Annotated in this window: 14 protein-coding genes and 1 pseudogene; 6 read left to right on the forward strand and 9 right to left on the reverse strand. The window is 69.6% G+C overall.

Annotated features, from left to right (window positions below):
• Positions 1–124: 124 nt before the first annotated feature.
• Complete coding sequence (locus tag C1A38_RS07435; RefSeq protein WP_102657089.1) at positions 125–1,171, forward strand: 1-aminocyclopropane-1-carboxylate deaminase; 1,047 nt, start codon at positions 125–127, stop codon at positions 1,169–1,171.
• Positions 1,172–1,358: 187 nt separating this feature from the next.
• The gene (locus C1A38_RS07440; RefSeq protein ID WP_102657090.1) at positions 1,359–2,033 is read left to right on the forward strand and encodes a GntR family transcriptional regulator; all 675 of its coding nucleotides are present in this window, start codon (positions 1,359–1,361) and stop codon (positions 2,031–2,033) included.
• A 74-nt stretch (positions 2,034–2,107) separates the two neighbouring features.
• On the opposite strand, the gene C1A38_RS07445 is transcribed toward C1A38_RS07440, so the two are convergent.
• Positions 2,108–2,755: an FMN-dependent NADH-azoreductase gene (locus tag C1A38_RS07445; protein WP_102657091.1), complete on the reverse strand. Its 648-nt coding sequence runs from the start codon at positions 2,753–2,755 to the stop codon at positions 2,108–2,110.
• Between the two features lie 120 nt (positions 2,756–2,875).
• Between C1A38_RS07445 and C1A38_RS07450 the strand changes: the two genes are divergently transcribed.
• Complete coding sequence (locus tag C1A38_RS07450) at positions 2,876–3,361, forward strand: MarR family winged helix-turn-helix transcriptional regulator (RefSeq protein ID WP_233196689.1); 486 nt, start codon at positions 2,876–2,878, stop codon at positions 3,359–3,361.
• A gap of 146 nt (positions 3,362–3,507) precedes the next feature.
• Here the strand turns inward: C1A38_RS07450 and C1A38_RS07455 are convergent.
• Positions 3,508–4,344 (reverse strand): annotated as a pseudogene (locus tag C1A38_RS07455) (alpha/beta fold hydrolase); the annotation flags it as partial.
• A gap of 65 nt (positions 4,345–4,409) precedes the next feature.
• Positions 4,410–5,279: an alpha/beta fold hydrolase gene (locus C1A38_RS07460; RefSeq protein ID WP_102657094.1), complete on the reverse strand. Its 870-nt coding sequence runs from the start codon at positions 5,277–5,279 to the stop codon at positions 4,410–4,412.
• Between the two features lie 556 nt (positions 5,280–5,835).
• On the opposite strand from C1A38_RS07460, the gene C1A38_RS07465 reads away from it, so the two are divergent.
• Together C1A38_RS07465 and C1A38_RS07470 are read left to right on the forward strand one after the other, a co-directional pair.
• Entirely contained in the window at positions 5,836–7,710 is a 1,875-nt protein-coding gene (locus C1A38_RS07465; RefSeq protein ID WP_233196690.1) for an LLM class flavin-dependent oxidoreductase, read from the forward strand.
• Positions 7,707–8,639, forward strand: a complete 933-nt coding sequence (locus C1A38_RS07470) for an LLM class flavin-dependent oxidoreductase (RefSeq protein WP_102657096.1) — start codon at positions 7,707–7,709, stop codon at positions 8,637–8,639. The genes C1A38_RS07465 and C1A38_RS07470 overlap by 4 nt, the downstream gene beginning before the upstream one ends.
• Before the next feature lie 41 nt (positions 8,640–8,680).
• On the opposite strand, the gene C1A38_RS07475 is transcribed toward C1A38_RS07470, so the two are convergent.
• The 6 genes from C1A38_RS07475 to C1A38_RS07500 form a co-directional block, all read right to left on the reverse strand.
• Positions 8,681–11,077 carry an RICIN domain-containing protein gene (locus C1A38_RS07475; RefSeq protein WP_102657097.1) on the reverse strand — a complete coding sequence of 799 codons (2,397 nt, stop codon included), beginning with the start codon at positions 11,075–11,077 and terminating at the stop codon, positions 8,681–8,683.
• 74 nt (positions 11,078–11,151) lie between these two features.
• Complete coding sequence (locus tag C1A38_RS07480; RefSeq protein WP_102657098.1) at positions 11,152–12,003, reverse strand: sugar phosphate isomerase/epimerase family protein; 852 nt, start codon at positions 12,001–12,003, stop codon at positions 11,152–11,154.
• Between the two features lie 5 nt (positions 12,004–12,008).
• Entirely contained in the window at positions 12,009–13,193 is a 1,185-nt protein-coding gene (locus tag C1A38_RS07485) for a substrate-binding domain-containing protein (RefSeq protein ID WP_102657099.1), read from the reverse strand.
• Positions 13,194–13,206: 13 nt separating this feature from the next.
• The gene (locus C1A38_RS07490; protein ID WP_102657100.1) at positions 13,207–14,190 is read right to left on the reverse strand and encodes an ABC transporter permease; all 984 of its coding nucleotides are present in this window, start codon (positions 14,188–14,190) and stop codon (positions 13,207–13,209) included.
• On the reverse strand, positions 14,187–15,161 hold the full coding sequence (locus C1A38_RS07495) for an ABC transporter permease (protein ID WP_102657101.1): 975 nt from the start codon (positions 15,159–15,161) through the stop codon (positions 14,187–14,189). The genes C1A38_RS07490 and C1A38_RS07495 overlap by 4 nt, the downstream gene beginning before the upstream one ends.
• On the reverse strand, positions 15,158–16,669 hold the full coding sequence (locus tag C1A38_RS07500; RefSeq protein ID WP_102657102.1) for a sugar ABC transporter ATP-binding protein: 1,512 nt from the start codon (positions 16,667–16,669) through the stop codon (positions 15,158–15,160). The genes C1A38_RS07495 and C1A38_RS07500 overlap by 4 nt, the downstream gene beginning before the upstream one ends.
• Positions 16,670–17,212: 543 nt before the next feature.
• Between C1A38_RS07500 and C1A38_RS07505 the strand changes: the two genes are divergently transcribed.
• Positions 17,213–20,776: a ThuA domain-containing protein gene (locus tag C1A38_RS07505; protein ID WP_102657103.1), complete on the forward strand. Its 3,564-nt coding sequence runs from the start codon at positions 17,213–17,215 to the stop codon at positions 20,774–20,776.
• Positions 20,777–20,840 lie beyond the last annotated feature (64 nt).

Here is a 20,840-nt window from a genome sequence, read left to right on the forward strand (position 1 = left end):
CGCCGCCGGGGGCCGCTTGGCGGCTCTGCGTCGCGAGCACACCTTGACAACATCCGATGCTCCGATGTGCAATATTCTGCATTCTCGCCGGCATCCCCACCGGGCGGCCCTGAAGGAGTCCCTCATGACCCTCGACGCGTTCCCACGCTTTCCGCTGCTGTTCGGCCCCAGCCCGGTGCACCCGCTGGACCGGCTCAGCGATCACCTCGGGGGCGCCCGGGTCTGGGCCAAGCGGGAGGACTGCAACAGCGGGTTGGCCTTCGGTGGCAACAAGACCCGCAAGCTGGAGTACCTGTTGGCCGACGCGCTCGCCAAGGGTGCCGACACCCTGGTCAGCATCGGCGGAGTGCAGTCCAACCACACTCGGCAGGTGGCCGCTGCCGCCGCCCGGGCCGGCCTGCGGGCCGTACTGGTGCAGGAGAGTTGGGTGGACTGGCCGGACCCGGTCAACGGCAAGGTCGGCAACATCCTGTTGTCGCGCATCATGGGCGCCGACGTGCGGCTGGCCAAGGACGGCTTCGGCATCGGCTTCAAGGAGAGCTGGCAGCAGGCGATGGGCGAGGTGCGGGCCGCCGGTGGCGTGCCCTACGCGATCCCTGCCGGCGCGTCCGACCACCCGCTGGGCGGCCTGGGCTTCGCCAACTGGGCTTACGAGGTCGAGCAACAGGAACGCGAACTCGGCGTCTTCTTCGACACCATCGTGGTGTGCAGTGTCACCGGCAGCACGCAGGCAGGCATGATCGCCGGGTTCGCCGGTCAGGATCGACCGCGACGGGTGATCGGCATCGACGCCTCCGCGAAGATCGACGACACCCGTCGTCAGGTCGAGAAGATCGCCCGCAACACCGCCGCGCTCATCGATCTGGGGCGTGACCTCCGCGACGACGAGATCGTCGTGATGGCGGGCTGGGCCGGGGACCGCTACGGCATTCCGGTGCAGTCCACTGTCGATGCCATCCGGCTGACCGCGAGCCTGGAGGGCGTGATCCTCGACCCGGTGTACGAGGGCAAGTCGATGGCCGGCCTCATCGACCTCGTTCGCGACAACGACATTCCGGCGGACTCGAACGTTCTGTATGCCCATCTGGGGGGTCAACTGGCATTGAACGCCTACAGCAGTGTCTTCGACTCCGACGATTCCGTGGGGCACCGACCGGCCTCGGCACGCTGATTGTCGAATCGGTGAACCACGAAATGCGCACACCGTGCTCTGCCCGATCCGATTGCCGCCCACCGGTGCATGACAATTGCCCGGGTCGGGGCAACGCCGGTGTCACCGGGGTGTCCTGCGCGACAAGTCAGGGCGTGGCACGGTGGGCCTGGTTGACAGTGGGAGGAGCCGGTGCACAACATATTGCATGCCTGTTCCACAAGGTCGCGGACTCGCTCCCCGATCGCTCCTTCGGGATGACGCCTACCGGGCGATCCGCGACGCCATCGTCGGCGGCACGCTGGCCCCCGGCGAACGCCTGAACGACAGCGACCTGGTCGAGTGGCTCGGCGTCAGCCGCACCCCGGTCCGGGAGGCGCTGGCCCGTCTGGAGCAGGCAGGTCTGGTCCAGACCAAGCCCGGCCGATACACGATGGTCAGCCCGCTGGACGTCCGTGCTGCCCGCAACGCCCAGTCGGTCACGGCGGCCATGCACGAACTGGCCGTTCGGGAGGCCCTGCCCAACCTCTCCACCGCCGAGATCGACGCCATGCGCGAGGCCAACGCACGGTTCGCCGACGCGTTGCGGCGCAACGACGTGGAGGCGGCGACCGCCGCCGACGACGATTTCCACGGTGTCCTGGTGACGGCCAGCGCCAACCAGGCCCTGCGCGACGTGCTCGAACAGTTCACCCCGATGCTGCGTCGCCTGGAGCGACTGCGCTTCTCCTCGCTCAGCGGCCGAGACTCGGTCGCACAACACGATCGGATCATCGCGTTGTGCGCAGCCGGTGATGTCGCGGGGGCGGCGGCCGCCACCCGCGCCAACTGGGAGACGCTCGCCCCCCTGCTCAACACCGACAGCCCTGGGTCACCCGGCTGAGGCCGACAGCCTGCGGGCACACCAGCCCTCAACTGCCCCGGCCGCTTCGCGCGTTCCGCTCTCGAGACGCCCCTTCAGCTCGCGACGCTCAGCGCGCCGAGGGCGCGACCGGCCTCCCGCGCCGACTCCAGGGCCCCGGCATGCATCTCCGCGGCCGCGTCGGCGAAGGCGTCGAGTGCGGGGGCGACTCCGACCAGGGTGAACTCCCGTTCGATCACGGTGAGATCGGCACCCCAGCAGTCGGCAAGGATCCGGCGCAGGTACGCCGTCGAGTGGTCCCAGCCCTCCCGGGGAGTACCGGCACCGTACGCGCCGCCACGCACCGTGGCGAGCACGACGGGCTTGCCCGCCAGGAACGGCTGCCCGTAGGCGCGAGGGTCCGTCACCACCAGGTCGATGTACGTCTTGAAGTGCTGGGAGACCCCGTAGTTGTAGAGCGGCACGGCGAACAGCAACGCCTCGGCGGCCAGCAGCTCGTCCACCAACGTCGCGGCGAGAGCGACCGCCTCCTGCTGCTCCGGGGTGTGCTCCTCGGCCGGCGTCATCGAGGCGGACACAGCCGCCGCCCAGGCGGTCGACGGCAGGGTGTCCACGCCGATGTGACGGCGCTCGACGGTGTCACCGGGACGGCCGGCCAGCCACTCCTGCTCGACGATGTCCGCGATCTCCCGACTCGCGGACCCGTGGGTACGGATGCTGGCGTCCAGTCTGAACAGGGTCACGACTTCTCTCCTCGGCATGTAGGTTCAAGGTTGAATCAGAGGCTAGAGCAGATGCTTCAAGGTTGAAGTAGTTTGAGACATGCCTCACTCATGAGCGAACCGGGGGAATACTCTTGCGACATGCCTGACGAACCTCGGTGGTTGACCGACCACGAGCGCGACGCCTGGCTTGCGCTGGCCAAGCTGATGTTCAACCTGCCGAGTGCCCTCGACGCCCAACTGCTACGCGACAGCAACCTCACGCTGTTCGACTACTTCGTGCTCAGCGGCCTGTCCATGACACCCGGCCGGACCATGCGCCTCAGCGACCTGGCCAATTTCGTCAGCTGCTCGCTGTCACGCCTGTCGAACGTCGTCAAACGCATGGAGCAACGAGGGCTGCTGCGCCGCGCGCCCGACCCGGAGAGCCCCCGCTACACGGTGGCCACGCTCACCGACGCCGGGTGGGATCTCGTGGTCGCGGCGGCCCCGGGGCACGTCGCGGCCGTGCGCCACTACGTCATCGACGGTCTCACCCCGAGCCAGATCGACGTCCTGCGCGAGGTCGCCTGCCACGTGACCCGGCAGATCGACTCGGCGCCGGAGTCCGCTCGCCGACCCCAGTGACCCCCGGCCCCCCGGGTGTCAGCCCGCGTACTGCGTCGAATGCCTGCACGGACAGGCGATCGCCGTGGCCCCCGCGTCCGGTGGCGGACGCGGTGACCACGGCGATCAGGTGTCAGCCGGCGGTCAGCCTCGCCTGCTGAACAGGCTCATCGGCAGCTGTTGACGAAGGCCAGCAGATCGTCGTTGAGCTGCTGCTTGTGGGTGTCGGTGATGCCGTGCGGGCCACCCGGGTAGATCGTGAGGGTGACGTCCTTGACGATCTTCGCTGCCTGCCGGGCCGAGACGTCGATCGGCACGATCTGGTCGTCGTCACCGTGCACGATCAGCGTGGGAACGTCGATCCGCTGCAGGTCCTCGGTCAGGTCGGTCTCCGAGAAGGCCTTGATCGAGTCGTACGCGGCCTTGTGCCCGGACTGCATGCCCTGCAGCCAGAAGGTGTACATCATCCCCCGTGACACCTTCGCCCCCGGGCGGTTAGCGCCGAAGAAGGGGCCTTCGGCGAGGTCCCGGTACTGCTGCGAACGGTCGGCGAGGGACGCGGCGCGCATCCCGTCGAACACCTCGATCGGTACGCCGTCGGGGTTGTTCGGCGTCTTGACCATCTGGGGCGTGACAGCGCTGATCAGAGCCACCTGGGCGACCCGGTCGGTGCCGTGCCGGCCGACGTACCGGGCCACCTCGCCACCGCCGGTGGAGAAGCCGATAAGCGTCGCCCTCCGCAGGTCCAGGGCCGTCAGCACGGCGGCCAGGTCGTCCGCGTAGTGGTCCATGTCGTTGCCGTCCCACATCTGCGGGGAGCGGCCGTGACCGCGACGGTCGTGGGCGACCACGCGGTACCCGTTGACGGCCAGGTGCAACATCTGCGACTCCCAGCTGTTCGAGTTCAGCGGCCAGCCGTGACTGAACACCACCGGGCGGCCGGATCGCGGACCCCAGTCCTGGTAGAAGATCCGCGCGCCGTCCGGGGTGGTGACGAAGCCCTCGGTGGTGTTCTGCTTGATGCTCATCATGGTCCTGTCCTCTCGTTGTCAGTCGGTAGGTGGACGGGTCAGCTGACGGCGCGGGCGGCCTGCGTGATCAGCTTCGCGACCCGGTCGGGCTGCGAAACGGTCACCGCGTGGGACGCCTTCACCTCGACGGTGTGAGACCCGGCGCGCCTGGCCATGAAGCGCTGCGTGGCCAGCGGGATGGCCCGGTCCTCGGTGGCGATCAGGGCCCAGGACGGGATGGTCCGCCAGGCCGCCACGGTCGCCTTCGTCTCCAGCGCGGTGGTCGCCGCGGGCCGCTGGGTGGCGGCCATCAGCCGGGCGACCTTGGCCGGCACGTCGGCCGCGAAGTGCTTGTGGAAGGCGGCGGGATCGACGTACAGGTCGGTGCCGGTGCCGCCGCCGGGCAGCGGGTACGGCACGGCCTTCAGGTTCTGGCCCAGGGTGTTGCCGGGGAACATGCTGAGCAGTTCCGCGGTGCTCTCGCCCCGGTCGGGTGCCAGGGCGGCGAGGTAGACCAGGGCCTTGACGTTCGGGTGGCCGGCGGCGGCGGAGCTGAGGACGGTGCCGCCGTAGGAGTGCCCGGCGAGCACGATCGGGCCGCCCACGCTGTCGAGCACGCTGCGGACGTAGGCGGCGTCGGAGGCCAGGTCGCGTAGCGGGTTGGACGCGGCGAGCACCGGATAGCCGTCGCGTTGCAGCCGCACGACGACGTCGTTCCAACTGGACGAGTCGGCGAAAGCACCGTGCACCAGCACCACCGTCGGCTTCTTCACCACCTTCGGCCCCCCGTGGGCGAGCTGGATGTTCAGGCTGGCGGTCGAGGTGGGGACTGCGGTGGAGCTGGAAACGGTAAACGCGACCACGCCGGCGATGGCGCCCAGTGTGGTAGCCGCCGCCAGGACCAGGCGGCTCAACGTGCTGCGATGCATCGGATGCTCCTTCGAGACGGTGTCATGGGGCGCCGCAGGGGCGTCCCGGTTGGCTCCCAGCCTCGGGGTCGGACGGCGCGTCGAGAATCAGTCATCTGCCTTCCGATCCGGCTCGATGCCCGTCCCTCGGCAGTGCGGTGTCGGCGGCCACACCGGCGGGATTGAGTCAAACGACCTAGTCCGCCGAACGCCCCGACACCGCCCTGCGGTGCCGGGGCGGCCCGTCCGGGACGTCCGCAACGGGCGGTATCGCCCCTGATCCGGGCGGATGTGCAGGCACATGACTGATTCGCGCCGCGGGTGGGGTCTCGACAGTGAAGTAATCAGGCGCTCGCCCGTCAGGGCCAACCTCGGAGGAGCAGAGCATGCAACCCGCCGTCGTCATGCGTCACAAATTCTGGCGTGACGACCATCTGTCTGAAATATTATCGGTGTCACCGAGCATTTCACTGAGCGAAGACAGCGGCACCAGCCCGCCGAGGGCCGGCTGCGACAGAGGTCAGAACCGCGCGGAGGCGACTCCTCGCGGGCACGAGTCCGGGATGAGGAACATCTGATGGTCATGGAGATCGGCATCGCTCTCGACGTGTCACGGTTGGCTCACGCGCCGCAGGAGACCGTCGCGCTGGCCCGCCTGGCCGAAGAACGCGGCCTGGACCTGGTGGTCGTCACCGACGGAACTGCGCAGCGGACCACCGGCCTCGACCCCTGGACGGCGGCGGTCTGGCTCGCCGGATCGACCAGCCGGATCACCATCGGCGCCCCCGCCGGCGGCACGTCACCACCCGATCCGACCGACCCCGAGGCGCCGTACCCGAAGGTCCAGGCCAAGGCAGAGGACAGCCTCGACATCCTGGCGCCGGGTCGGATCATCTCCGACCCGGCCGGCTGGGTCGTCGCGCCACCGGATGCGAAGCCGGAGGATCTGGCCGGCGCCGCCGAGAGCGATCTGCCCGTCGTGGTCCCGGTGCACTCACGCGAAGACGTCGAGCGTCTCGCCGCGCTGGTCGCCGGGCGCGACGACCGAGCCGGGGTACGCCGACGCCCGGCGGCGGTACGCGCGCACCGCAAGCCGGGCATCGACTACGACGGCGTACCGGCGTCACTCGCCGAGACGGTGGTCGAGCCCGGCGACCCGCCCTACCGCGCCCTGTCCTCGACCTACCTGCGTGGTGGTGGTCCCGGACTCGTGCTGCGACCCCGGACACCGGCGGAGGTGTCGGACGCGATCGGGTTCGCCCGGCGACACCGGCACCTGCCGCTGGGCATCCGCAGCGCCGGCCACGGCATCAGTGGCCGCTCGACGAACCGTGGCGGCCTGGTGATCGACCTGGGCGCGATGAACACCATCGAGGTGGTGGACCCCGCCCGTCGACTCGTCCGCACCGGTCCCGCCGCGACCTGGAAGCAGGTCGCCGCTGCCCTGGCCCCGCACGGGTGGGCGCTGGGCTCGGGAGACTACGGCGGTGTCGGCGTGGGTGGGCTCGCCACGGCGGGCGGGATCGGCCTGCTCTCCCGCAACCACGGCCTGACGATCGATCATCTCCGGTCGGTGGACCTCGTGCTCGCCGACGGCCGGCAGGTGCAGGCGAGCAGGGAGCAGCACCCGGAGCTGTTCTGGGCCGTACGTGGCGCGGGCGCCAACTTCGGCATCGCCACCTCGTTCGAGTTCGAGGTCGACGAGGTGGGCGAGGTCGGCTGGGCGCAACTCGCCCTGGTCTCCACCGACATCGAGCAGTCGCTCCGGCGCTACGGCGAACTGGCAAGCGCCGCGCCCAGGGACACGACGGTCTTCCTCGTCACCGGGCAACCCCGCGACGGCCTCTCGACCGTCCAGCTCTTCGCGGTGGTCGACAACCCGGATCCCGACATCGTCGTGGCGCGCCTGACACCGTTCCTGGAGCTCGGCATGCTCGCCCGCCAGCAGGTGGTGATGACGCCGTACGCGGGCGTGATGGGAAGCGCCGCCGACGTCGGACCGGACGGCCAGCACGGTTTCGGTGAGCCGAACTCCCGGTCGGCGTTCGTGCCCACCCTGACCCCCGAGTTCGCCCGCGACGCCGCCGCGATGCTGCGCAGCGGAGCCGTGTACTTCTTCGAGCTGCGGGCGATGGGCGGCGCGATCGCCGACGTGGCACCCGACGACACCGCCTTCACCCACCGCACCCCGGCCTTCCAACTGGCCGCGATGGGTCAGAACGACAAGCGCCTCACCGCGGTGTGGGAGCCACTGCGCCGGCACTTCGACGGGCTCTACCTCAGCTTCGAGACCGACCGCAGCCCCCAACGGCTGCTCGACGCCTTCCCGGCACCGGTGCTGGAGCGCCTGCGCGCGTTGAAACGCCGGTACGACCCGGACAACCTCTTCCGAGACAACTTCAACATCGACCCGACGGTCGACCCCGCAGCGGTGCAGGAGGCACGCGCATGACCGACTACGGACACGACCTGCTCTTCGGCGTCTTCGCCACGCCCGTCGCGCAGCAGGCCCGACAGGTTGTCGACCTGGCCGTCACCGCCGACCGGGCCGGTCTCGACCTGGTCAGCTTTCAGGACCACCCGTACCAGCCCTCGTTCCTGGACACCTCGACCCTGCTCGCCTTCACCGCGGCCCGCACCGAGCGCATCCACGTCAACGCCAACGTCGCCAGCCTGCCGCTGCGGCCGCCGGCGGTGCTGGCCCGGGCCGCCGCCTCCCTCGACATCCTCAGCGGCGGCCGCTTCGCACTCGGCATCGGCGCCGGTGCCTTCTGGGACGGCATCGCCGCCATGGGGGGTCGTCGGCTGAGCGCCGCCCAGGGCGTCACCGCGCTGGGCGAAGGCATCGAGATCATCCGCGAGATCTGGGACACCGACGCCGCCGGGGCGGTGAGCTACGACGGGCGGTACTACTCGGTGAAGGGGGCCCGACGGGGCCCGCGGCCCGCGCACGACATCCCGATCTGGGTCGGCGCGTACAAGCCGAAGATGCTCGCCCTCACCGGCGCGGTCGGCGACGGCTGGCTGCCCACCATCGAATACCTGCCCCGAGGGGCCGATTCCCTACCCGAACTCAATGCCCGGATCGACGCCGCAGCGCACGACGCCGGTCGCGACCCGGCGGCCGTACGACGGCTGATGAACTTCATGAACGTGCAGTTCTCGTCGGCGCCGCGCGGGCTGCTCAACGGCCCGTCCGAGGCCTGGGTCGACCAGATCGCCGAGCTGGCCCTGGGGCACGGCGTCAGCGCCTTCATCATCGGCGGCGACGACCCGAGCATGACGCAGCGCTTCGGCGCCGAGATCGCACCTGCGGTACGGGCGATCGTCGAACGGGAACGCCGACCCGCTGCGCCGGACCGGACGCAGGGCGAGGCGTGACCGCGTGGTGGGGTGGCCCGACCCACCCCACCACGCGGGGATCAGCTACGCAGGGACCACTGCTGGTTGGTGCCGCCGTGGCAGGCCCAGAGGTGGACCTTCGTGCCGTTGGTGGTGCCGTATCCGCTGGCGTCGAGACAGAGCCCGGACCCGACGCCGGTGATGGTGCCGTTGCTGTTGACGTTCCACTGCTGGTTGCTCTGGCCGTTGCAGTCCCAGATGATCGCCAGGGTGCCGTTGGCGGTGCCCTGACCGGAGGCGTCGAGGCACTTGTTGCCGTACACCATCAGTTGCTTGCCGGCGGTGTAGGTCCACCGCTGGTTGGTGCCGCCGTGGCAGTCCCAGAGCTGCGCCTGGGTGCCGTTGGTGGTGCTCGACCCGCCGATCTCCAGGCAGCGGCCGGACTGCCCACCGACGATCTGCACCCTCTGCGGGGTGCCACCGCCGCCCTGCGGCCCGGCGGCGGCCATCACGGCCTGGGCGCCCGAGGGCCAGTTGCCGCCCGTCACCGTCACGTTGCCGGAGACGACGTTGCCCCGGTCGCCGTTCGTCACGTTGGTGCTGCCGTTTGTCGACCAGTTGTTGGTGACGGTGAAGTTGCCCATGTTCTCGGCGTACCAGTAGTTGGCCGTGGCCCACGTGCCGGTCGAGGAGAAGACGTTGTTGCGGGCGGTGAAAAAGCGTGAGCCCTCGTCGAAGTAGAGCCCGAAGTGGCCGTTGGTCCGCAGACAGTAGTTGTCGCTGATCAGCGCGCCCGGGTTCGCCGACAGGGTGTAGATGCAGCCGCCGTCGTTCATCTGCTGCATGACGTCGTGCACGTAGTTGCCGATCAGTCGGTTGTTGGCCGCCGTGGTGGCGGTGGTGTAGCGCGGCTGGTAGTTGTACAGGCCCCGGTCGGCGTAGTGGTTGCTGCCGCCGGCGTCGTTGGAACCCCAGCCGTAGCCGATGGACATGCCGGTGTACGGCATGTTGTAGACCTCGTTGTACGAGACGGTGGCGTTGTTGACGTAGGTGGTCAGCACCGACACGATGCCCCGGTACTCGATGCCCAGGTCGTGCAGCCGGTTGTTGCTGATGGTGATGTCCCGATTGACCATCCGCTGGTCGCTCGGGTGATGGGCGTCGGCCCGTACGCCGCCGACGACGATGCCCCCGGCCGCGTTGCGGGCGATCTCGGACCTGGTGACGGTGATGTTGCTGGTCCCGAGGCCGACCCCGCTGGCGTGGGCGTTGGCGTCGTTGCCGATGCCGATGGCCGTCTGCCCCAGGTTGACGAACGCGGAGTCGGTGAGGGTGATGTTGTCGGCGGCGGAGATCTGCACGGCGGCCGGCATCTGCTGCCAGTTCGGTCGGGTCGCCTCGAACTGCGGGCAGCCGTTGTGGCACGAGCTGAAGGCGGGCCAGTTCCAGTTGCCGTAGATGTACGCGCCGGTCTGCTGGTCCACGTAGCCCTGGTTGCTGCTGGCACCCAGCCAACTCGTGCCGGTGAAGGTGATCCCGGAGAACGTCACGTGGTGCACGGGCGCGGCGTACGTGCCGCCGATCTGGAGCAGGGACTGCAGGGTCGGCAACTCCACCCGGGCGGTGCTCATGTTCTGCCCGGCGAGCGGGATGTAGGACAGCGCGCCGCTGCCCGGGTCCAGGTACCACTCCCCCGGCGAGTCCAGGAACTCGTAGGCGTTGCTCAGGTAGAGCGGGCCGGGCCGGTGCGGGCTGGTGAAGGTGTCGTACCCGAAGTTGTTGTTGCTCCAGCCCGGCTGCTGCATCCGGATCTGGTTGCCGCTGATGCTCTGCACCGACACGTACCGGTCGGTGAAGGAGTTGACGCTCTCCATCTGGATGCGGCTCTGGTTGGCCAGGTTGTTCAGGTAGCTCAACGCGCCGCTGGTGAACCGCATGCCGGTGCTGTCGGCGGTGAAGTCGGCCCGGTTGACCTGGGTACGGGCCCGGGTGGCGACGGCACCGTCGACGTAGAGCTGCCGGCTGTCCAGCCCGGCGCCGACGTTGGCCCGCCAGATGTTGCGGCCGGCGTCGACGAGCGACCAGCCGGTGACCGCCCGCGCGCCGCTGATGACGGGTCGGGCCGACGGTGCCGCCTGCCACAGCACCCGGTAGCCGTTGGTGCCGGAGTCAGCGGCGGTGAACCGCAGTGGCGAGGACAGCCGGTACACCCCGTCGGCGAGTTGCACGACGATGTCGCCGGACATCGAGCTGTTCTGCGCCCGTACCGCGGTCTGCGCGGCGGTCAACGAGCACGGTTGGGCGGCGCTGCAACTGCTGCCGCTGCCGGACGGGGACGCGTACAGGGTGGTGGTGGCCGCGAGGGCGGGTGCGGCGGAGGCGGCCACGACGGTGGCGGTGACCGCGCCGGTGAGCGTCACCGCCGCGATCGCGGCCAGCACCCTTCTGGGTGCGGCCGACAAGGGAGGTACGGACACAGAGGTCTCCTTACCGGGGACGGGTGTGGTGGTGGGGGTGCGTGCTCAGGGCTGCACGGGATGTCGCCGGCAGGTCAGCCGAGAATTCCGCGCAGGTGGGCCAGGCCGTCGAGGGCGAGCCGGTCCGGTGAGGGAGCCAGCGGTCGCCAGATCGAGGCGGCGGTGGCGATCGTGTCGTTGTCCGGGGTGAACGACTCGATGCAGACCGCGCCCCGGTATCCGGTCGTGGCCAGCACGGCGAGGAACCGGGGCCAGTCCAGGTGGTCGGCACCGGGAGCCCCCCGGTTGGTGCCGCTGACCTGGACGTGCTTGATGTGCGGGCCGGCGGCGGCGAGCGCGGCGTACGGGTCGGCCTCCTCGATGTTCATGTGGTACGTGTCGATCATGAGGCCGACGTTCGGCGGCAGACCGTCGATCAGGTCCAACGTCTGCTCGATGGTGTTGACCACACTCGTCTCGTAGCGGTTGAGCGCCTCGACGCCGATGGCCACGCCCCGCTCGCCGGCGTAGTCGGCGACCGGCGTCAGCGCCCGACGGAAGTCGGCGTAGCAGGTGGCGCGCTCGGCCACGCTCATCCGCCAGGTCCGGCCCACGGAGGCGTAGACCGGACCGCCGACCGTCGGCGCGCCGACGGCCACCGCAGCGTCCACACAGCCCCGCAGGTACGCCCGGGTCGCCTCGACCACCTCCGGGGTGGCGTCGACCAGGTCCCGACCGGGCGGGGTGACCGCGCAGACGCCGGCGGCGGTCAGGCCGTGGGCCGTGAGCAGGTCCCGGGTCCGGGCCGGATCCCAGTCCCCGGGCTGCTCGATCGGCAACTCCACCGCGTCGAAGCCGAAGCGGGCGATCCGGGGCACCAGGTCGGCGAGGGCCGCGTCGTCGACCGGTGAGGCCCACACCCATGGGTTGACGCCGATCTCGTACATCGGGCCTACTTCCAGCGCTGGGGGTATCCGGGCAGGTCGGTGCAGCCGCACATCGCGTAGTGCAGCGGCGGCATGTCCGCGTCGAGGTAGCTGTCGAGGTTCTCCTGCGTGATCGTCGGCTGGGGCAGCTTCCACGGGCTGGACACCTGCTGGCCGTCGAGGATGCGCAGGGCCGCGATGATCGGGGTGCGCCACTGGTAGGTCGGGTAGGTCGGCGCGATCGCGGTGAGACCGGCCTCCTTCCACACCTTCAGGAAGTCGAGCTGGTCCTCGCCGTTGATCGGGGGCACCGGCTTGCCGGCGTCCTGGAACGCCTCGACCGCCGCGACCGCGACCGCCCCGGCGTCCATCCAGACGCCGTCGATGGTGCCGTACCGCTGGAGGTAGTCGTCGACGATCTTCTTGGTCTTGGCCGGGTCACCGTCGGTGAACTCGACCCCGACGACGTCGACGCCGGCCTTGTCGAAGGCGACCTTCGCGGCGGACCAGCGGGTCTCCAGCACGTCCACGCCGGGCAGGATGCGCAGGGCGAGCAGCTTGCCGCCGGGCTTCATCCGCTGGCTGACGAACTCGGCACCGACATGACCGAAGCCGTACCCGCCGATGGGGTTGATGAAGGTCACCGGGCAGTCGGTGTCGACGCCACGGTCGAAGACGATGACCGGCAGACCGGTCTGGCAGGCCGCTTCCACGGCCGGGGTGAGGGTGGCGGTGGTGTTCGGCGAGACGATCAGGGCGTCGCAGTCCTTGCCGAGCAGGTCGTTGATGTCGGCGATCTGCTTCTGGTCCTTACCCTCGGCCTCGACGTGCACGAACTCCTTGATCCGGTCGCCCTGCGCCGCCACCTCCGCCTGCATGGTCTTGTAACCGACCTGCCGCCAGGGGTTGTTCAACGCCGCGTTGGAGAAACAGATCTTGTACGGGCCGGCCTTCTTGAACTTCGTGGTGTCCACAAGCGTGGGGTTGAGCGCCTGCTCCCACGGCTTGTCCGCCGGCCCGGTGGCGATGGCGTCGAGCAGCGCCAACTCGTTGTCGTAGTCGGTCTGGTCGAAGAACTTCGACTGCTCGCCGGTGCCGGCGCCGGCCGGTGCGGACTCGGTGCTGGACGGGGTGGCCACCGGCGTGTCCGTGGCGCAGCCGGCGAGCGTCAACAAGGTCACCGCGGCGACCGCGGCCAGGCAACGTTTCATGAGGCAATCCCCTTTATCTGGATGAGAAACGCCGGGCCGAGACCGCCACGGCGAGCAGGATGATGGCGCCTTGCACGCTCGGTCTGAGCGCGCCGGAGACGCCGTAGAAATTCATCAACGCGAAGAGCAGTTCGAGGGTCAGCGCGCCGAGCATCGCGCCGACGACCGAGCCCCGGCCGCCGCCGAGGGCGACCCCGCCGAGGACGACCGCAGTGATGGCGCCGAACTCCAGGCCCGCGCCGGCCTGGAAGGAGACGCCGCCGTAGCCGCCGATCAGGATCGCGGCGACCGCCGCGGCGAGGCCACTGAGGACGAAGGCGATGGTGCGGGTACGCCACACCCGCACCCCGCTCAGCTGTGCGGTACGCGGGTTGTCGCCGACGGCGACCAGGGTCCGACCGAAGTCGGAGCGCATCAGCAGCACCGCGGCCACCGCGAGGACCAGCAGGACCAGCAGCGCGTACGGCAGCCGACCGAACACCGGTACGTCCTCGACGGCCCGGCGACCGAGTTGGCGGAACTGGTCGGTGAGACCGCCCTTGGGCGCGCCGTCGGACCAGAGGTAGACCGCGCCGACGAGGATCAGGAACATGCCGAGGGTGGTGACGAACGAGGGCACCCGCAGCCGGGTGGTGATCAGGCCGTTGACCAGGCCGACGAGCGCACCCCCGGCGAGCAGCACCAGCACCACCGGCCAGGTCCGCGACGGGTCGCTGTCGATGAGCCGGGCGGCGACCACCACCTGCGCGGTGACCAGGGAGCCGACGGACAGGTCGAACTCCCCGGAGACGATCACGAAGTACTGACCGGCGGCGAGCAGGATGATCGGCGCCGAGCGGCCGAGGAACGACATCAGCGACGGCGGGCTGAGGAAGTCGGGTTGGCGGGCGGCGACGAGGACCAGGAGCACCACCAGCACCGCGAGGATCGGCAGGATCCCACCGCTGTTCCACCGCCGCAGCGGTGCGAGGCGACGCGAGACGGTCTGTGTGGTCACCGGTCCGCCTTCCGCAGGGCCCGACGGGCGTAGACGGCCACGGCGGCGATGATGATCACGCCTCGGACGACCTGCTTGGCGAAGGCGTCCACCGCGAGTTGGTTGAAGATGGCGTCGATGCCGGCGAGCAGCAGCACGCCGCCGACGGTGCCGACGACCCCGCCCCGGCCGCCGGCGAGGGCGGTGCCGCCGATCACCACCGCGGCGATCGATTCCAGGTCGTAGAGGCCCTCGGTGCCGACCCGGGGAGCGCCGGAGCCGAGGCGGCTGGCGAGGTAGATCCCGGCGAGCCCGGCGCACAGGGAGCAGAGCACGTGGGCGGTCACCCGTACCCGGTCGTTGCGGACACCGGAGAGCCGGGCCACCTCCGGGTCACCGCCGACGGCGATCAGGTGGTGACCGAACCGGGCCCGCGACAGCAGGAACCAGCAGGCCCCGGCGACCGCGAGCAGCAGCAGGAAGGACAGCGGTACGGGCCCGACCCGCTGGTAGCCGAGGGTCTGTACGAGGGCCGGGGCGGTGCTGCCGGCCGGGCCGTCGTACCTGCTGTCGAGATAGCCCTTGAGCAGCAGCCCGACACCGAGGGTGGCGATGAACGGGTTGATCTGACCGGTGGTGACGAGCAGCCCGTTGAACAGCCCGATGCCGGCGCTGACGAGCAGGGTGAGGCCGATCGCGGGCAGCAGCGCCGCGTTGCTGCCGTTCATGGTCTCGGCCGCGACCAGGGTGCTGAGGCTGACCACGTACGCCACCGAGAGGTCCAGCGAGCCGCCGAGGATGACCAGGGTCTGGCCGACCGCGACGAATCCGAGCCCGGCGGCGACGTGCAGCAGACTCACCGTCGTCGACTGGTTGAACAGTTGGCCGCCGTCGATCGCGACGACCAGCCAGCCGATGGCGAGGGTGAGGCCCAGGGCCACGAACACGCCCGGCACCGGCCGCCGGGCGGGCGACAGAGGCAGGGCGCTCACGCGGCCGTCTCCCGTACCGTGCCGACGGCGAGGGCGACGACGTCCTCCTCGGTGGCGCCGGCCGGCAGTTCGCCGGCGATCCGCCCGTCGCGCATGACGATCATGCGGTCGCTCATGCCGAGCAGTTCGGGCAGGTCCGACGAGATCATCAGTACCGCCGCGCCGTCGCGGGCGAGTCGGCGCACCAGGTCGTGGATCGCGGACTTGGCACCCACGTCGATACCGCGGGTGGGTTCGTCGAAGAGCAGGATCCGCGGGTTCACGGCGAGCCAGCGGGCCAGCACCACCTTCTGCTGGTTGCCGCCGGACAGGTACCGGATCTCCTGCTGGTCACCGGCGCTGCGGACCTCGACGGCGGCGAGCAGTTCCCGGACCCGTACGGTGCGGGCGGTGCGGCCGGAGCGGAGGGCGAAGACGGCGCGGCTGGCCAGCAGCGCGTTGTCCAGTACGGACTGACGGGCGACGATCCCCTCGCCCTTGCGGTCCTCGCTGACGTAGGCGACCCCGGCCCGCATCGCCGTACGCGGGGAACGCAGTCGGGTCGGGGTGCCGTCGACGACGACCTCGCCGGCGGTGAACGGTGCCACCCCGAACAGGGCTCGGGCCAGGGCGGAGCGCCCGGAGCCCTGCAGGCCGCCGACGCCGAGCACCTCTCCCGCGCGCAACGTCAGGTCGATGTCGCGCAGCTTGCGGTTGGCGCCCGCGCGGACGGTGAGCCGGACCTCGCCGATGTCCTGCGGGGTGGCTCGCGGCGGGTAGTAGTGGGACAGTTCCCGCCCGACCATGTGCCGGACCAGTTCGTCGGCGGTGGTGTCGGCGGTGGGTACGGTGGTCACCCGCCGGCCGTCCTTGAGCACGGTGATCCGGCTGGACAGGTCGAAGACCTCGGTAAGCCGGTGCGAGACGTAGAGGATGCCGATGCCCTGCTCCTGGAGGCGGCGCACCAGGCGGTAGAGCAGGGCCACCTCGTGGTCGGCCAGCGCGGCGGTGGGTTCGTCCATGATGATCAGTCGCGCGTCGAGGGCGAGCGTCTTGACGATCTCGACGACCTGTTGCTGGGCGACGCTGAGGCGTCCGACCGGCGCGTCGGCGGGTAGGGCCGTCTCGCCGATCGAGTCCAGCAGGCGTCGGGTGGAGGCGAGCATCTGACGCCGGTCGACCAGGCCGCGGCGTACCGGCTCGTGACCCAGGTACACGTTCTCGGCGACGGTGCGCTCCGGCAACAGGTTGAACTCCTGGTGGATGATGCCGACGCCGGCCCGCTGGGCGTCGCGTGGGCTGCCGAACACCTGCGGCTGCCCGGCCAGGGTGATGGTGCCGGCGTCCGGGGCGTACCCGCCGGAGACGATCTTCATCAGGGTGGACTTGCCGGCACCGTTCTCGCCGACGACCGCGTGCACCTCGCCGGCCGCGACGTCGAGGTCGACCTCGTGCAGGACACCGACGCCGAGGAAGGACTTGCTGATGCCCCGCAGGGCGAGCAGGGCACCGGGGTGTCCATCTGGCATCGTCGGAATTCCTCACGGATAGTAGTCAGAGTCAAGGTGCGTCGGCGGCACACAGGGCACTTCCGCGCTGGCAACCCGACCCTTTTCGTCGCCGAGCACGGCACTTCCTGTGGTCGTGCTCAAACTTTCGCTTGACACAACCGAAACATCACACGTATGAAGATAGATGTTCGGGTATGAGTTCGCAATCCCCTACCTGGCAGCGGCTTTCGATCATCCTGCCGCCCAGGTGAGCGTGCATACGGGCACCTTCAGGACGCGCGCTACCGCACCACACCGCTCCAGATGTTGTCGTTAACATCAACGACTTCCCATATATAGAGCTTCCGGCTCCGGCCCTCCCGACCACGGGACGGCAACCGATCCGGCATGACGCTGCGTGACCGCCGGCCGTGCGACCGGGCGACGCCAGGCACGACGACGCGACCGGGCTCGCGCCCACCGCACGGCACCCTGCGCCGTGCCCGGACCGGTGACCGGCTCCGTGGTCGCACCACAGTTGCCCCGCCCCACACCGCCCCGCACCGCCACAGAGGAGACGGAATGCGTCGTAAGACAACAATCATCGGTGTGACCCTGGGTCTGTTACTGGCGCTCGCGCTGGTCAACCCGGCGTCGGCGGCGCCCGCCTTCCGGGCGTTGCTGTTCACCAAGACCACCGGCTACCGGCACGACTCGATCCCCGCCGGGGTGTCGATGTTCCAGCAGCAGGCGGCAGCCGACAACTTCGAGCTCGTACACAGTGAGGACTCGAGCGTCTTCACCCCGGCCAACCTGGCCACCTTCGACGTTCTCATCATGTTCCAGACCTCCGGCATGGTCTGGACCTCGGCCGCCCAACGCCAGGCGGTGGAGGGCTACCTCGCCTCCGGCAAGGGAATCGTCGCCATCCACAACGCCACCGACATGGGCATCGAGGGCGAATACCCGTGGTGGGACCAGACCATCAACGCCGGCGCGCACATGCCCGAGCACTCCCCCGGCGTGCTGCCCGGCACCGCGATCGTGGCCGACAAGAAGCACCCGTCCACGGCCAGCCTGCCGGACCGCTGGAACCGCAGCGAGGAGTGGTACAACTTCGACAAGAACCCGCGCGGCGACGTGCACGTGCTGGTGACCGCCGACGAACGGACGTACAACCCCGGTTCCCGGGCGATGGGCCCGGACCACCCGATCTCCTGGTGCCGCAGCGTCGGCGGCGGTCGGGTCTGGGCCACGGCCATGGGTCACGCCATCGCGTCCTACAGCGAGACCCACTTCCGCAACCACGTCCTCGGTGGCGTCAAGTGGGCCGCCGGCAACCAGCCCGGCGACTGCGGTGGCACCGTCTGGGGCAACTTCGAGAAGCGCACCCTCGACGACAACACCGTCGACCCGATGTCGCTGGCGGTAGCACCCGACGGTCGGGTGCTCTACGTGCAACGTGGCGGCCAGGTCAAGATCTTCAAGCCGAGTACGAACAGCACCGTCACCGCCGGCACGCTGAGCGTCTACACCGGCGGCGAGGACGGGCTCACCGGGCTGGCCCTGGACCCGAACTTCGCCAGCAACGGGTACGTCTACCTGTACCACTCACCGGCCAGCAGCAGCACGGACGTCAACCGGGTGTCCCGATACACGCTGACCGGTGACACGCTCAACATGTCCAGCGGTGTCACCATCATCGACATCCCGGCGTACCGGGACCGGACCTACCCGGAGCCCGGCCACACCGGCGGGTACATCGACTTCGGTCCGGACGGCAACCTCTACATCGGCACCGGCGACGACGTGGCACCGAACCTCGACCCCAACTGGCAGGGCTACGCCCCGCTGGACTGGCGGTCGGGCAAGCACATGCTCGACGCCGCCCGTACCGCCGGCAACACCAACGACCTGCGTGGCAAGCTGCTGCGGATCCGGCCCTCGGCCGGCGGCGGCTACACCATCCCGTCGGGCAACCTCTACCCGCAGGGCACCGCGCAGACCCGCCCGGAGATCTACGCGATGGGTTTCCGCAACCCCTTCCGCTTCTCCATCGATCCGTCCAACGGCTGGGTCTACCTGGCCGACTACGGGCCCGACCGCAATCCCCCGACCACCAACCGTGGCCCCGAAGGTCTCGTCGAACTCAACGTGATCAAGGCGCCGGGGAACTACGGCTGGCCGTTCTGCCACGGTGACAACCAGCCGTACGCGCCGTACAACCCGGACACCGGTGCGGTCGGCGCCAAGTTCAACTGCGCGGCGCCGGTGAACAACTCGCCAAACAACACCGGCCTGACCAGCCTCCGGCCGGTGGTCGCACCCAACATCTGGTACGGCTACGGCACCTCGCAGACCTTCCCCGAGCTGGGCTCCGGCGGCTCCGCGCCGATGGGTGGACCGGTCTACCGGTACAACGCGGCGAACCCGTCGGCGACCAAGTTCCCGCCCTACTACGACGGCGTGCACTTCTTCTACGAGTGGTCCCGCAACTACATAAAGGAGGTGCACTTCGACTCCGCCACGGCGGTCACCCGCACCAACCCGTTCCTGCCGACCACCCGGTTCAACAAGCCGATGGACATGGAGTTCGGCCCGGACGGTTCGCTGTACCTGCTGGAGTGGGGGACCAACTTCGGTGGCGGCAACAGCGACTCGGGTCTCTACCGGATCGATTACATCCAGGGCGGTCGTACCCCGATCGCGAAGGCGACCGGGACGCCGACAAGCGGCAACGCCCCGCTGACCGTGCAGTTCTCCAGCGCCGGGTCGATGGACCCCGATCCGGGCGACACGCTCAGCTACCAGTGGACCTTCGGTGACGGCACCACCTCGACGGCGGCCAACCCGTCAAAGGTCTACACCAGCAACGGCAACTACACCGCCCAGTTGAAGGTGACCGACAGTTCGGGCAAGAGCGGCTTCGCCAACGTACAGATCACCGTCGGCAACACCGCTCCGGTGGTCACCATCACCACCCCGGCCAACGGAGGCATGCTGACCTTCGGCGACCAGGTCTCGTACCAGATCTCCGTCTCCGACCCGGGTGGCGCGGCGATCGACTGCTCCAAGGTGTTCCTCAACCCGGCTCTCGGGCACGACGACCACGCCCACGAGACCACCGACTATCCCGGCTGCTCGGGCACGATCCCGACCGACCTGCTCGGCGGGCACCCCGACGGCGCCAACCTGTTCTACGTGCTCAACGCCCGCTACACCGACAACGGCGGTGCGGGTGGCGCGGCGCCGCTCACCGGTCACGCGCAGGTGATCCTCCAGCCCAAGCACAAGCAGGCCGAGTACTACAGCAGCCAGTCCGGCACCCGGATCGTCGAACAGGCCGGCGCGCAGAGCGGCAAGCGCATCGGGGACATCTCCAACAACGACTGGGTGGCGTTCACCCCGATGAGCCTGTCGGGGATCAACACGGTCAGCTACCGGCTGTCGTCGCCGTCGGGCGGCGGCACGATCGAACTACGGGCCGGCTCACCCACCGGCACCCTGCTGGCCACCACGCCGGTGCCCGCCACCGGCGGCTGGGACAACTACCAGTCCACAGCACCGGTGAACGTCACCGCCCTGGCCGGGACCCACACCCTGTATCTCGTGTTCAAGGGCAGCGGCAACAACTGGTTCGACCTCGACTCGCACACCTTCGGTGGCCCCGGGGTCGGCACCGGCGGCCCGGTCACCCCTCCTCCCGGTGACGGGGTGGCGGGCAAGACCTGGACGCTTACCGCGCAGCACAGCGGCAAGCTGATGGACGTCAACGGTGTCTCCACCGCCGACGGGGCGCAGATCCATCAGTGGGCGTCCACCGGCGGCAACAACCAGAAGTGGCAGGCCGTCGACGCCGGTAATGGCGCGGTCTACCTGAAGGCGGTGCACAGTGGCAAGTGCGCCGAGGTGATCGGCGGCTCCACCACAGCGGGGGCTTTCCTCCAGCAGGCCACCTGCAACAACAGCAACCAACAGAAGTTCACCGCCACCCCGACCGGCACCTCCGGGGTCTACACGGTGAAGAGTGTGCCGAGCGGGCTCTGCCTGGACGTCAACTCCGCCGCCACCACGGACGGGGCCCGACTGTTGCAGTGGACCTGCCACGGTGGCACCAACCAGCAGTGGCGGTTCAGCGCGGCCTGACCGGCCACAGCTGGCCAGTGACACCTCTGATCGGGACCGGCGTCGCACCACGGCGCCGGTCCCG

This window comes from Verrucosispora sp. ts21 (genome assembly GCF_002879555.1).
GTDB classification, from domain to species: domain Bacteria; phylum Actinomycetota; class Actinomycetes; order Mycobacteriales; family Micromonosporaceae; genus Micromonospora; species Micromonospora gifhornensis.

Excerpts from the sequence above, each read along its gene's own strand:
- C1A38_RS07435 (WP_102657089.1), top strand. The coding sequence starts at position 125 with ATGACCCTCGACGCGTTCCCACGCTTTCCGCTGCTGTTCGGCCCCAGC.
- C1A38_RS07440 (WP_102657090.1), top strand. The coding sequence starts at position 1,359 with ATGCCTGTTCCACAAGGTCGCGGACTCGCTCCCCGATCGCTCCTTCGG.
- C1A38_RS07450 (WP_233196689.1), top strand. The coding sequence starts at position 2,876 with ATGCCTGACGAACCTCGGTGGTTGACCGACCACGAGCGCGACGCCTGG.
- C1A38_RS07460 (WP_102657094.1), bottom strand. The coding sequence starts at position 5,279 with ATGCATCGCAGCACGTTGAGCCGCCTGGTCCTGGCGGCGGCTACCACA.
- C1A38_RS07465 (WP_233196690.1), top strand. The coding sequence starts at position 5,836 with ATGGTCATGGAGATCGGCATCGCTCTCGACGTGTCACGGTTGGCTCAC.
- C1A38_RS07470 (WP_102657096.1), top strand. The coding sequence starts at position 7,707 with ATGACCGACTACGGACACGACCTGCTCTTCGGCGTCTTCGCCACGCCC.
- C1A38_RS07480 (WP_102657098.1), bottom strand. The coding sequence starts at position 12,003 with ATGTACGAGATCGGCGTCAACCCATGGGTGTGGGCCTCACCGGTCGAC.
- C1A38_RS07485 (WP_102657099.1), bottom strand. The coding sequence starts at position 13,193 with ATGAAACGTTGCCTGGCCGCGGTCGCCGCGGTGACCTTGTTGACGCTC.
- C1A38_RS07500 (WP_102657102.1), bottom strand. The coding sequence starts at position 16,669 with ATGCCAGATGGACACCCCGGTGCCCTGCTCGCCCTGCGGGGCATCAGC.
- C1A38_RS07505 (WP_102657103.1), top strand. The coding sequence starts at position 17,213 with ATGCGTCGTAAGACAACAATCATCGGTGTGACCCTGGGTCTGTTACTG.